At 70.7% G+C, this 12972-nt stretch carries 11 protein-coding genes; 7 read left to right on the forward strand and 4 right to left on the reverse strand.

The window, feature by feature from the left end:
• Positions 1–46: 46 nt before the first annotated feature.
• From AC5L3Z_RS07195 to AC5L3Z_RS07205, 3 genes are all read right to left on the reverse strand, one after another.
• Positions 47–976: a carbohydrate ABC transporter permease gene (locus AC5L3Z_RS07195; protein WP_494840472.1), complete on the reverse strand. Its 930-nt coding sequence runs from the start codon at positions 974–976 to the stop codon at positions 47–49.
• Positions 973–1854, reverse strand: coding sequence for a carbohydrate ABC transporter permease (locus AC5L3Z_RS07200; RefSeq protein WP_494840473.1), 882 nt, complete (start codon positions 1852–1854; stop codon positions 973–975). The genes AC5L3Z_RS07195 and AC5L3Z_RS07200 overlap by 4 nt, the downstream gene beginning before the upstream one ends.
• 128 nt (positions 1855–1982) lie before the next feature.
• Positions 1983–3317, reverse strand: coding sequence for a sugar ABC transporter substrate-binding protein (locus AC5L3Z_RS07205; protein ID WP_494840474.1), 1335 nt, complete (start codon positions 3315–3317; stop codon positions 1983–1985).
• Positions 3318–3441: 124 nt separating this feature from the next.
• Between AC5L3Z_RS07205 and AC5L3Z_RS07210 the strand changes: the two genes are divergently transcribed.
• Complete coding sequence (locus tag AC5L3Z_RS07210) at positions 3442–4329, forward strand: IclR family transcriptional regulator (protein ID WP_494840475.1); 888 nt, start codon at positions 3442–3444, stop codon at positions 4327–4329.
• Here the strand turns inward: AC5L3Z_RS07210 and AC5L3Z_RS07215 are convergent.
• The gene (locus AC5L3Z_RS07215; protein WP_494840476.1) at positions 4326–5201 is read right to left on the reverse strand and encodes an NAD-dependent epimerase/dehydratase family protein; all 876 of its coding nucleotides are present in this window, start codon (positions 5199–5201) and stop codon (positions 4326–4328) included. The two genes, AC5L3Z_RS07210 and AC5L3Z_RS07215, sit on opposite strands and share 4 nt — an antisense overlap.
• Positions 5202–5376: 175 nt before the next feature.
• Between AC5L3Z_RS07215 and AC5L3Z_RS07220 the strand changes: the two genes are divergently transcribed.
• The 6 genes from AC5L3Z_RS07220 to AC5L3Z_RS07245 all read left to right on the forward strand — a co-directional run bounded on the left by AC5L3Z_RS07220 (position 5377) and on the right by AC5L3Z_RS07245 (position 12972).
• Positions 5377–7791, forward strand: a complete 2415-nt coding sequence (locus AC5L3Z_RS07220; protein WP_494840478.1) for a cellulose binding domain-containing protein — start codon at positions 5377–5379, stop codon at positions 7789–7791.
• Between the two features lie 32 nt (positions 7792–7823).
• The gene (locus AC5L3Z_RS07225) at positions 7824–9248 is read left to right on the forward strand and encodes a cellulose binding domain-containing protein (RefSeq protein ID WP_494840480.1); all 1425 of its coding nucleotides are present in this window, start codon (positions 7824–7826) and stop codon (positions 9246–9248) included.
• 389 nt (positions 9249–9637) lie between these two features.
• Positions 9638–10303: a TOPRIM nucleotidyl transferase/hydrolase domain-containing protein gene (locus tag AC5L3Z_RS07230; RefSeq protein ID WP_494840481.1), complete on the forward strand. Its 666-nt coding sequence runs from the start codon at positions 9638–9640 to the stop codon at positions 10301–10303.
• Positions 10304–10560: 257 nt separating this feature from the next.
• Positions 10561–11307 carry a maleylpyruvate isomerase family mycothiol-dependent enzyme gene (locus tag AC5L3Z_RS07235; protein ID WP_494840482.1) on the forward strand — a complete coding sequence of 249 codons (747 nt, stop codon included), beginning with the start codon at positions 10561–10563 and terminating at the stop codon, positions 11305–11307.
• Positions 11304–12269 (forward strand): phosphotransferase enzyme family protein, encoded by a 966-nt coding sequence (locus AC5L3Z_RS07240; RefSeq protein WP_494840484.1) that lies wholly within the window; start codon positions 11304–11306, stop codon positions 12267–12269. The genes AC5L3Z_RS07235 and AC5L3Z_RS07240 overlap by 4 nt, the downstream gene beginning before the upstream one ends.
• Positions 12270–12420: 151 nt before the next feature.
• Positions 12421–12972, forward strand: coding sequence for a DUF5872 domain-containing protein (locus AC5L3Z_RS07245; RefSeq protein WP_494840485.1), 552 nt, complete (start codon positions 12421–12423; stop codon positions 12970–12972).

The raw sequence follows: 12972 nt of genomic DNA on the forward strand, positions 1-12972 counted from the left end.
TCTCGATGGGTACACGGGTGGCGGTCGGGCGGGGCGGCGGTCGGGCTCAGCCCTTGACCGCTCCGGAGGTGAGGCCACGCATGAACTGCCGCTGCATGGCGAGGAACACGAGGACCGAGGGCAGCAGGGCGAGCAGCGACGCGGCGAGCAGCACGCCGACCCCGACCTCTTCGTCGTTGCGCAGGGTGCGCAGCGCCAGCGGCAGGGTGAACTGGCTGGCGTCCTGGGCGACCAGCAGCGGCAGCATGTACTGGTCCCAGATCATGGTGAAGCCGAAGATGCCGATGACGCCGAGCGCCGGTCGGCACAGCGGCAGGACCACCGACCAGAAGATCCGCAGGTCGCCGGCGCCGTCGATGCGGGCGGCCTCCTCCAGGTCCACGGGGATCTCCCGCATGAACTCGGTCATGACCAGGATGGAGAAGCCCCAGGCGGCGACGGGCACGATCATCCCGACCAGGCTGCCGACGAGGTTGACGTGGATCACCGGCACGTCGGCGAGCACCAGGGAGAGCGGGATGGCCAGGATCTCCTCGGGCAGCATCATCGTGGCGAGGATCAGCAGGAAGACCAGCCGCATGCCGGGGAAGCGTTTGCGGGCCAGAGCGTACGCCGCCGAGATGCTGACCATGATCTGCAGCAGCAACCCGACCCCGACCACGATGAACGAGTTGAGCAGGTAGAGCAGCACGTCACGACGGATCGCGGCGGTGAAGTTGTCCAGGGTGAGGCGGGTCGGCAGCAGCGTCAGCCGGCTCGGGTCGGGCACCGGGGTGAACGCGCTGACCAGCAGGGCGACCAGCGGGCCGGCGAAGACGCAGACGAGGACGGCGTAGAGCAGGAGGCGTACGATCCGCGCGACCGGTCCGGGCAGCGCGGCGAACCCGAGTGCCGTGTCGAGCCGCTGTGCCCGCTGCGCTCTGGTACCGGGGCGACGTGGCGTACCGGCCCGGCGGGCGGCGGTGCCGGCGGTCACCGGGCTGCCCCGCGGTCGCGGCGCCGCGCTGCCTGGACGGCGAGGGTGAGCACGACGGTCGCCCCGAGCAGCACCATCGATCCGGCGGCGGCCACGCCGAGTTCGTTGCGTTCCAGGCCGAGTTTGTAGATGAGGGTCATCAGGACCTCCGTGGAGCCGTTGGGTCCGCCGTTGGTCAGCAGGAAGATCTCGGTGAACACCCGCAACCCGCGGATGGCGGCGAGGGTGGCCAGGATCGCGAAGACGGGTCGCAGCGCCGGGAAGGCGACGTGCCACAGCCGCCGCAACGGTCCGGCGCCATCGGCGGCTGCGGCCTCGTACAGGGCGCGGTCGACGCCGGCCAGGCCGGCGAGGAAGATCATCATGTCGTACGGCGCGCCTCGCCAGATGCCGACCGCCATCACCGACCAGAGCGACGTGTCCTCGCCGTTGAGGAACTGTGACGGGCCCAGCCCGACCCAGCCGAGCAACCCGTTGACCATGCCATCCGGGGCGGGGTAGTAGAGGATGCGCCAGACCTCGGCGACCACGGCCATCGCCGCGACCGTGGGCAGGAAGACCGCGGTCCGCACGAACCACAGGTGCCGGGCGGCGCCCTCCAGCAGCAGCGCCAGCGCCAGCCCGAGCACGATCGAACCGCCGGTCTGGCCGACGGCGAGCACGACCGTGTGCCAGATCGCGGCGAGGAAGGCGTCGTCGGTGAACACCTGCCGGTAGTTGTCCAGACCGACCCACTGGTCGCCGAGGTAGGGGCGTACCTCGTGGAAGCTCATCTCGACGGCCCGGGCCATCGGCACGAACTTGAAGGCCGCGAAGATGATCAGCGCGGGGGCGAGGAAGAGCCAGGGCACCAGGTACCGCTGAACCGAGCCGAACATCGGCATCGAGAGCCCGCGGCGCCCACCAGGCGGACCCGGGCGGACCGGCGTACCTGGCGGGCGGCCCGGGCGGCCCGTCGCGGCGGGCACCGGCGCACCCTGCCGGGTCGGCGCCGCCCGGGTCCCACTCACGCCTTCACTCCCTGCTTGGTCAGCTCGGTGGCGAACGTCGCGGCGAGCTTCTCGAGTTCGCCCTTGGTGTCGGTGCCGCAGTTGGCGACGATCGCGTTGATCGTCTCGGCCGCCTTCTGCTGGAACGGCGTCCACTCCGGCACCGCCGGGACGTACCGCCCGACCGTCCGGTAGATCTCGTCGAAGGTCTGCCACCGGGCGTCGGAACGGACCTCGGCGAGCTTGACCGTCGCGTTCACCGGCAGGCGGACGAAGTTGCCGGCGGTGTCGCCGGCCATCCCGAGGGTCTGCCCTTCCACGGAGACCGCGAACTCGGCGAACTTCTCCTGTCCGGCCCGGTTGTCGGAACCGGCCATCAGGTAGACGTTCTCGCCCTCGGCGAGCGAGGCGGCCTTGCCGCTCGGACCGGGCGGCGCGGGGACCACCTCGTACTTGTCCTTGCCGAGGTTCTTGTCGAAGCGGGCCATGTTGTAGGGCCCGGTGAGGTAGATGCCGGCCTTGCCGGTCTCGAACACCGGGTGCGCCTGGGTGGTCTCCATGGTGACCGCGCCCGGCGCGACGGTCTTGGCGGTGCAGAACTGGGCCTTGAACCAGTCGACCGCCGCGACCGACTCGGGGCTCGCGATCGCCGGGGTGAAGGCGCCCGGCTTACCGCTGAGGAAGTCTCCACCGCCGGCCCACAGGAAGCTGGAGAAGTACCACGCGGTGTAGCCGCGCTTCGTCGAGGCGGGTACGGCGTATCCGTACGTGTCGGCCTTGCCGTTGCCGTCCGGGTCCCGGCTGGTGAAGGCGGTGGCGAGCGTGTCCAGGTCGGCCCAGCTCCGGGGGACCGGCAGCCCGACCTTCTCCCGCCAGTCCTTGCGGATGAACAGGGCGAACGACTGGGCGGAGAAGGGCACCGCGTAGTGCTTGCCGTCGGCCGCCTTGGCGGCGTCCCAGGCGACCGGGGTCAGCTCCTGCTCGCCGGCGATGTCGGCGCGGTCGACCTCGCGGACCAGGCCCTGCTTGACCAGGGTGCCGAGCTGGCCGGTGTCGTTGATGACGATGTCGGGAAGCTGCTTCTGCGCGGCGGCCTGCTGCAGCTTCGTCTCGAAGTCCTCGAAGAGGGCGGTGACGGTGGTCGGGATGCCGCTGGACTCGGTGAACTTGGCGGCCAGCGCCTTGGCGGTCTGTTCGGTCGCTCCCGGGGGCTTGCGGACCCAGATCTGCAACGGCGCCTTGGCGTCCTGCGCCGCGTCACCGGCGTCACTTCCGCAGGCGCTCACCCCGAGGGCGGTGACGGCGACGGCGAACAGGGCCACAAGCTTGGTCGCGCCTTGACGGTCAGTCACGAGACTGCCTCCTGTCTACATATATGGACGCGTTCCTGATGTGTGTCACTTGGGCATCAACAAGTTAGCTTCCGGTACCATGGCGGTCAACAGGCCCGAAACAAATAACCATCAGGGTGGAGCCATGCCCCGCACTCGCTCGCGCATCGAACGACCTGAAAGCGCTGACCGCTCCGACGACGCCGGCCGGCGCGCCGGCGGCGAGAGGAACGGACGCGCGGCCGCGCACGGCCCCGCCGGCGCGCCGGCCGAGTCCTCCCCCGTCAAGTCCGCCGAGCGCACCGTGCGGATCCTGGAGACGCTGGCCGCGTCACCCACCCGCCTGACGCTCTCCGAGCTGCAGGAGCGGATGGGTTACCCGCGCTCCAGCCTGCACGCGCTGGTGCGCACGCTGCGGGAACTGAAGTGGGTGGAGACCGATGAGGCCGGGATGGCGTTCGGGGTCGGGCCACACGCGTTGCTCTCCGGCACCGCCTACCTCGACCGTGACCGCGCCCTGCCGTACGCGCACGAGACACTGGAGGATCTGCGCGCCGAGGTCGGGTACACGATCCACTACGCCCGACGCGATGACGCGCACGTGCTCTACCTGGCGAGCCGGGAGTCACGCGACGCCGTCCGCGTCGTCTCCCGGGTCGGGCGGCGCCTGCCGGCCCACCTGACCGCCCTCGGCCAGGCGCTGCTCGCCGAGCTCACCACCGACGAGGTGGAGCAGATCCTGCCGGCCGACCTGGAGAAGGCCACCCCGCACACCATGACCGACCGGGCGGCGCTGTACGCCGAACTGGACGCGGTACGGCAGCGGGGCTGGGCGTTCGAACGGGAGCAGGGCACCGAGGAGGTGGCGTGCGTGGCCGCGCCGGTCGGCTACCGGATTCCGGCCACGGACGCCATCTCCTGCTCGATGCCCGCCCAGTTGGCCGACGGCGAGGAGCTGGACCGGGTGGTCAAGGCGGTGGTGACCCACACCCAGCGACTCGCCGCCACCCTTCGCCGGGAGGGAATCCGCTAGTAGCGCTCGCCGAGAGGCACGTCGCACCACTGGCCGCCGGCCCGGTCGAGCACCGGGTCGGCGTCGAAGTCGGGCTCCCCGTGGGCGGCGACGAGTTCGTCGGCGTACTGCTCGGCGTCGTCCTTCGGGTGGTAGCCGATCGCCTCGCCCTCGGCCAGCGACCACCAGCGGCGGGTGTTGCGGCTGACCCCCCAGACGATCCGGTAGCCAGGTGAGTCGGCGGTCAGGCACGCCTCCACCAGGCGCGCCCCGTCGTCGGGGGACAGCCACAGGGCCAGGCCGCGCAGCCCCGGCGGCCTGGGGAACCACAGCCCGATGCGCAGGCAGATCACATCCATGCCGAAACGGTCGGCGTAGAGCTGCCCGGCGGCCTCGGCCGCCACCTTGCTCCACCCGTACAGCGTGTCGGGGCGCCCGGGCACGTCCGCCGGCAGACCCCCCGCCGGCGCCCCGTGCCGGCGGTGGAAGCCGGCCGCGTGGTTCGACGACGCGAGCACCACCCGGCGTACGCCGGTGCGCCGGGCCGCCTCCAGCACGCAGTACGTGCCGTACGCGTTGAGCCGGAGCACCTCCTCGACGCCGGCCTCGCGGCTCTGCCCCCCGAGGTGGACGATCGCGTCGACGTCGCGGCAGGCCTCCACCATCGCGTCGAGATCGTCAACCGAGGCGACCACCACCTCTTCCCTACCGTCGGCAGGCTCCGTGGTCGGTTCTGGTTGCCTGACGTCCAGCAGCCGAAGCGTACGGCCGGGGCGAGCCAGCCGGGGCCGGAGCAGGGTCGCCACCTTTCCGGCCCCTCCGGTGATCAGGATGCGTTCCTCCGCCATGCCACTGCCTTCCGTTGGTCTGTTGCGGAATGGGTGCCACAGCATAACCCCCGCTGTCCTGATACAAGGACTCCGTCTTCCACAGCGCACGCCATCCACATACGTGGAAAGACAGGCAACATCGTCCACATATGTGGAAGTTATGTTACCTGCAGGACAACCATTGACCCGTTGGCCGCCGTTCAGTTAACTGGCTAGCAACCTTCGTCGATGTCTGGCGATGTCACCCCCCTTCACCCGCCCCCGCCGCTTCTCCGACGGCGACAATCACCCGGAGGTCGTGGTGCCCCCTTCCCTCCTACCCCGGCTCGTGCCCCTCGTGGGCACGGCCGTGGTCCTCGCCACCATGCCGGTCGCGCTCGCCGCGGCCGACCAGCAGTCCCCGCAGGTGAGCGCCGCGTCGGCCGACGCGGCGCTCACCCTGGATCTCTCCACCGGCAACCGCCGCGCTCCCCTGACCGGCCTCTACGACTGGCGCCGCGCGGGCTACCGCGGCGGTGCCGCCCTGCCGGGCAGCAGTCAGATCAACCCCGACGCCGCCTGCCAGGTGACCCCGGCCGAACTGGCCGGCAGCTTCGGGGTACGCCCCGGCGACGGGGTGGACGACTCCGCCGGCCTCCAGTCGGCGATCGACGCGGTCCGGTCGACCTGCTCCGGCAGTGCGAGCTACACCCGGCTCAGCCTGATCAACCTGCCCGCCGGCGTACTCAACGTCAGTCGGGAACTGCACGTCGACGCCGACTACCTGGTAATCCGCGGCGCCGGCGCCGACCCCACCACCGGCACCCGGATCGCCTACCGGCCGGACGCCAACACCCGCTACGACACCCTCACCCCCGACGGATCGGACTGGGACGAGGACGCGATGACCTTCGGGCAGGGCAAGGGCGGCTGGCTCTGGCCGGGCCGCGGCCTGTTCCGGGTGCAGTCCCGAGGCGTGCACACCAGTTACGCCAGCGATCACGCCGCCGCCCCGGCCAACCGTAGGGACATCTTCGAAGGCACGGTGAACGTGCACTGGAAGGCCGGTGTCGCGCTACGCGGCAAGACCGGTGACACCGCGTACGCCGCGCGGGCCGGCGACACCGTCGTACACCTGGCCAGCAACGCCTCCATGACCCACCTGACCGCCGGCGCGCTGGTCAACATCCGGGCCGCGAACTCGGTCAACTTCTACGCCCAGCAGCAGGCGCTGCCCACCCCACACCCGCTGCTCAACCTCCACATGCGGCAGCAGATCTTCACGATCACCGCAGCCGACTCCGCCAACCGCACGATCACCCTGGACAAGCCGCTGGAGTACGACGTACCGGTGAACTCCACCTCCGACGGGTCGGCGCCGATCGACGGCACGGTCTACCAGTCCAAGGCGGCGCCACTGGTCGACCCGGTTCTCGGCGTCGGCATCGAGTCCCTCTCCCTCACCCAGGAGATACCCGGGCTCGCCCCGGCGGCCGCGAAGCACAACTACGGCAACCTGGACCCCGCCGCGCAGATGCACGGCATCGTCTTCAAGTGGGCGGCGAACTCGTGGGTACGCGGCATCCGCGCCGAGATGACCGGCTCCCACCCGATCGTCACCGAGGAGGCCAAGAACCTGCAGATCGTCGACAACCACCTCGACGGCGCGTGGAACAAGGGCAAGGGCGGCAACGGCTACTTCCGCGGCTCCCGGGTCTGGGACTCCCTCTACGCCGGCAACGTCTCCCGCAACCTGCGCCACTTCACGTTCCAGTGGTCCGCGTCGGGCAACGTGGTCATCGGCAACGACTTCGACTCCGACCTCAACCTGCACGGCGGCTGGGAACGCCACAACCTCTTCGAGCTCAACACGGTGACCGTCCCGTACGCCCACCGCTCCGCCAACTGCACGGCCAACTGCGGCGAAGAGGGCGGCGGCGGACCGGACACCTCGAACTGGTTCCCGATCTGGTGGGGCGCCGGCAAGAAGGCGGTGAAATGGTCCGGCTCCACCGGGCCCCGCAACGTCTTCTTCAACAACACGATGACCAAGCAGCTCGGCTCGAACACCGCGCCCTACACGGCCTACTACCCGGACCGCACCCGGATCTACCAGTTCGGCTGGAACGGCACGGGCTTCCGCCACCTCGACATCGGCGGTACGCCGATCGCCGACTGGGCCCAGAACGAGCAGCGCGACTACACCGGTGGGCACGGCGTCGACGCCACCCGCACCGACACCGGGCCGTCGCTGTTCCTGACCCGGGTCGGCGGCGCCACCCCGCCGCCCACCACCGCACCGCCGACGACGCCACCGCCGACCACGACGCCGTCCCCGACGACGCCGCCACCCACCACGGCGCCCCCGTCGAGCGGGCTGACCGCCCGGTTCGTCAAGACCTCCACCTGGAACGGCGGCTACGGCGCGGACTACCTCATCACCAACACCGGCAGCACCGCGATCACCAGCTGGACCGTCGAGTTCGACCTGCCCGCCGGAACCACCATCACCAACTCGTGGAGTTCCGTACGCACCCAGAGCGGGCAGCACTACCGGTTCACCAACGCCAGCCACAACGGCGACATCGCACCCGGCGCCACCGAAGACTTCGGCTTCAACGTCTCCGGCACCGGCACCCCCCTCAACTGCACCATCAACGGAAGGCCCTGCTGATGCCACACCCACGTACCGGCAGAGCGGTTGCCGTGGCCGGTTTCGTCGCCGCCCTCGGCGCTGCGGCCCTGGTGTTCGCGCCCGCGGCGAACGCCGCCGCGCCCGACCTGACCGCCCGCTTCGTCAAGACCTCCACCTGGAACGGCGGCTACGGCGCGGACTACCTCATCACCAACCGTGGCGACGCCGCGAGCACCAGCTGGACCGTCGAGTTCGACCTGCCCAGCGGCACCACGATCACCAACTCGTGGAGTTCCGTACGCACCCAGAGCGGACAGCACTACCGGTTCACCAACGCCAGCCACAACGGCGACATCGCACCCGGCGCCACCGAAGACTTCGGCTTCAACGTCTCCGGCACCGGCACCCCCCTCAACTGCACTGTCAACGGAAGGCCCTGCGACGGCACGGCCCCGACGGCCCCGACGCCCACCACCGCACCTCCCACGACCCCGCCGCCCACGACACCGCCTCCGACGACACCACCGCCCAGCGGTTCGGTCGTGGATGTCGCCACCGCGGCCCAGCTGCAGACCGCCCTGGCCGCCGCCCAGCCCGGCCAGACCATCCGGCTCGCGTCCGGCACCTACCGGGGCGCGTTCCTCACCCAGCGGGCCGGCACCGCCTCTGCCAAGATCACGCTGACCGGCCCCAGGACCGCGGTCCTCGTCAACGACGGCCCTTCCGGCACCGCCCCGTCCTGCCCGGCGCCGACCGCCGGCTGGGACTCCGGCTACGGCCTCTGGTTGTCCAACGCGCCGTACTGGAACCTGACCGGCTTCACCGTGGCCGAGTCGAAGAAGGGCATCGTGCTCGACAACTCCCACCACGTCACCATCGACGGGTTGTACGTGCACCACACCGACGAGGAAGCGGTGCATTTCCGCCGTTCCTCGGCGGACGGGATCATCCGCAACTCCACGATCACCGACACCGGCCTGGTGCAGGCCGGCTACGGCGAGGCTGTCTACATCGGCTCCTCGCAGTCGAACTTCGGCTGCCACGGCAACTCCGGCGGGATGGACCGCTCGGACCGGGTGCAGGTGCTGAACAACACCATCGGCCCCAACGTCGCCGCCGAGCACGTGGACGTCAAGGAGGGCACCGTGGGCGGCGTGATCCGGGGCAACCGGTTCAACGGCCAGGGCATCTCGGGATCCAATTCCGCCGACTCGTGGGTCGACGCCAAGGGCAACGGCTACCTCATCGAGGGCAACACCGGCACCTTCCGTACGCCCGGCACCTTCGCCAACGGCTACGAGACACACAACCTGATCGACGGCTACGGCTGCGGCAACATCTGGCGCAACAACACGTCGGATCTCGGCGGCGTCGGCCGGTACGCCATCTACGTCACCTCGACGTCGAAATGCTCCTCGAACCCCAACGTCGTGTACTCCTCCAACACCGTCACCAACGCGGTGAACGGACTGACCAACATCCCCACCACCCCGTAACGCGAGCCCAGTGCGAGCCCAACCGGCGACGGAACCACGAACCGGTTGGGCCCGCACGAGGGCACGGAGCGAACGTCGACCACGTCGGTCTCCTGGGAGTTCACGCCGGCCCGCTCGCCCCCCTGCCCGCAGGTCAGGGCACCGCCCCTGGTCCGCCCTTGTTGATGACATCGGACGCGGTAACCACGAAGCAGCTGCTCCGCCAGCTGTGACGTAGGTCGGCCGGTCAAATCCCTGGTCGGCCGGGAGGCGCTTCACCGATGATTGCGGCCATGGCCACGACCCGACGGGCCGAAACGCCCACTGACCCACCCGACCCAGATGGCGACCAGGCGCTGGCCGGTGTGCGCGGGAGTTCTCTGCCAGCACAGCCGGACGGGGGAACCACCATGGGGGGCATCGAGCGCCGTGAGCTCGCCGGCAGGGCGCTCGATGGCCACCTGGGTGGCAATGCTGCCTCGATCCGGGCGACGGCCCGCGCCCTGGCGAAGGTCGGGTCCGCCGTGGCCGTGGTGCTCGTCGAGGGCATCAGCGACCAGATCGCACTGGAAACCGCCGCAGCCGGCCGCGGCCGCGATCTCGAGGCCGAGCGGGTGGTGATCGTGCCGATCGGCGGCGCGCACGCGATCGGCCGCTTCCTCACAAGGTTGGGCCCGCTGGGCGCCCGGGTGCGACTTGCCGGTCTGTGCGACGTGCGTGAGGAGGAGGTGTTCCGGCGCGGACTGGACATGAACCACCTCGGCACACCCCGGACCCGCAGCGACATGGAGCGCCTCGGGTTCTACGTCTGCGTCAACGATCTGGAGGATGAGCTGATCCGCGCCCTGGGCACGGCGCGGGTCGAAGCGCTCTTCGACTCGCAGGGCGACCTCCGATCGTTCCGTTCGTTCCAGAGCCAGCCCGCCTGGCGCGGCCAGGAGCCCGAAGCGCAGCTGTGGCGGTTCCTGCGCAGCAGTTCGCGCCGCAACCTGCGCTACGCACGCCTGCTCGTCGAGGCGGCGGTCGGCCGGGACACCTTGCCGCGGCCGCTCGACGCGCTACTGGCCACCGTTTGACCGACCGGAGGTCGAGCCTCGACAGGCGCCGGACCGGCATGCCATCGCCACCCGGTCGGTTCGCCTCACGATGACGCGCGGCCGGTGCCGCGGCGCCCGCGGCGTCGGCTGTCAATTCATTGTCCGGTTGTGGGAGCACGGTGATAGACAGTCGGCGTGGCGAAGACTCTGGAGTTCCCCGTCCTGCTGCGGCTGATCGACGAACGGTCGGTCGCGTTCCGGGCCGCGGTCGCCTCCGCCCCCGCCTCGAGGCGCAAGTGCCGACCTGCCCCGAGTGGACGCTGCTGGATCTGGTGCAGCACCTGGGCAGGGGGCACCGCCGGTGGGCCGCCACCGTCGCCGCAGGGCCTGCCGACGCTCCCCCGGCCGAGACCGCTTCGGAGGGCGCCCCGGCTGCGCCCCGGGAGCGCGAGGCCCTGCTGGCCTGGTCGGCCGAGTCCACGGCGCAGCTGCTGAGCGCACTGCGGGAGTCCGGCCCGGATCGCGGTTGCTGGACGTGGTGGGCTGGGTCGCAGTCGCCGCAGGCCTGCGGTGCCGTCGCCCGGCACCAACTCCAGGAGGTCGCGGTGCACACCTACGACGCCCAGACCACCCTGGGCGCCCCAACGCCGCTGCCGGACGAGGCGGCACTCGACGGTGTCGACGAGTTCCTGTCCACCTGCTGCGCAGGGCCGTACGCCTGGCCGCACGAGCCCTGTGCCGTCGACTACCACGCCACCGAGGGTCGATCCTGGCGCCTCTCGCTCGCCGCCGACGGCGTACGGGCCACCCGTCTGCCCACGCCCGGCACGACGCCCGCCACCGCTGCTGGCGAGGCGGCCGACGCCTCCCTCCGGGGCGCGGCCAGTGACCTGGTCCTGGCCCTGTACGGCCGTGTTCCGGTGGACTCGCTGAAGCTCGACGGCGACCGACGTCTCTTCGACCTGCTCCTGGCCTGGGACCCGGATGAGGATGGCGAAACCGCCCTGCCGGCCGGACAGCCGGCTGCGACGCTTCGACCGTGATCGACAAGCCCGGCATCGACGAGCGGCTGCTGGCGGCCGAGGTGGCCGCCGCCTGGGCCGTGGACCTCGCCGATCTCGTGTTCCTGCCGGTCGGGCTCGACGGGCACGCATGGGCGTACCGGGTGGACACGTCCGACGGCGAGCGCTACTTCCTGAAGATGCGCCGCGGCGAGTTCACCCCCGCGGCCGTCCTGCTGCCCGGCTTCCTCCGCGCGCAGGGCGTCCGGCAGGTCGTCGCGCCGATCGACCTGCCGAACGGCAGTGCCAGTCGCGAGTTCGGGGACCACCGGCTGCTGCTCTACCCGTTCCACGACGGCGGCAGCCTGTGGGGCCGCGGTCTCACCGACCGCCAATGGGTCGAGTACGGCGAGTTCCTGGGCCGGCTGCACGCGGTCACGCCGAGCGCCGACATCGCCGCGGTCCTGCCGGCCGAGACCTACCGGTCGAGCGCGGGCGAGCGGCTGCGAATCCTCGGCGAGCAGGCTGCGGCGACCGAGACCCTCGGCGTCTTCTGGGACCGGTACGGCGTCGCGCTGCACCGGTTGTCCGAAACGGTCGATGAGCTGGCCTCCCGGGTGACGCGAGGTCGACACGTCATCTGCCACGCCGACGTCCACCCCGGCAACCTGATCGCCGACGGCGACGGTCCACTGCACGTCGTGGACTGGGATGCGCCGATCCTCGCGCCGCGCGAGCGGGACCTGATGTTCGTCCACAGCCAGGACTTCGGCGATCACCCGATCAACGCCCACCGCGCCGAACTCTTCCGTCGAGGCTACGGGCCGTTGGAGCCGGACCAGGCCATGCTCCGCTACTACCGCAGCGAACGGCACCTCGACGACGTCGCCGTGTTTCTGCACAGCATCCTCAACTCCGAGGCCAGTCCGGAATCCCGGGCCAACGACCTGCACTGGCTGACCCGCATCGCCGAGACCGTCACCGACCCGCGCTACGCGGCCTGATCCTCTCCCGACCGGCGAGCGCGGCGGCACACGCTCGGCGCCTACCGTTCGTCCCCCGGCCCCGGTCGGGTCCGCCACGACCTCGTCGTCCGGATGCCTGAGGCGCCATTACGGGATGTTCACTCCGCCTGGCTCCGGGTATTGCCAGCTCATGGCGCGGTACACGAAGCCGGAACTCCGTGAGCAGGTCAAGAAGGAGATTCAGGCCTCCGACAAGGGCGGCAAGCCGGGGCAGTGGTCGGCGCGCAAGTCGCAGCTGCTCACCAAGGAGTACCAGCGGCGCGGCGGTGGCTACGTCGGGCCGAAGGACGAGCGGCAGAAGTCCCTGCAACGGTGGGGAGCCGAGGAGTGGCAGACCAAGGAGGGCTCCACCCGGGCACGCCGGAACGGCGAGACGAGCCGGTACCTGCCGAAGCAGGCCTGGGAGGAGCTTTCCGAGGAGGAGCGGCGCGCCACTGACCGCAAGAAGCGGCAGACGTCCCGCACCGGCCGCCAGTTCGTGTCCAACACCGGGCCCGCCAAGCGGGCCCGGCGGGACGTGACGGCGGCGGAGCAACTGTCGGAGATGCCGGTCGCCCAGGCGGTGAAGCTCGTCCGCGACCTGGACACCAACCAGCTCAAGGCGGCACTGCGCCGCGAGCGCGGCGACAAGGCCCGCAAGACGCTCGTCCAGAGGCTGGAGTCGGAGCTGCACCGGCGCTGA

It is taken from the genome of Micromonospora sp. LZ37 (genome assembly GCF_059359015.1).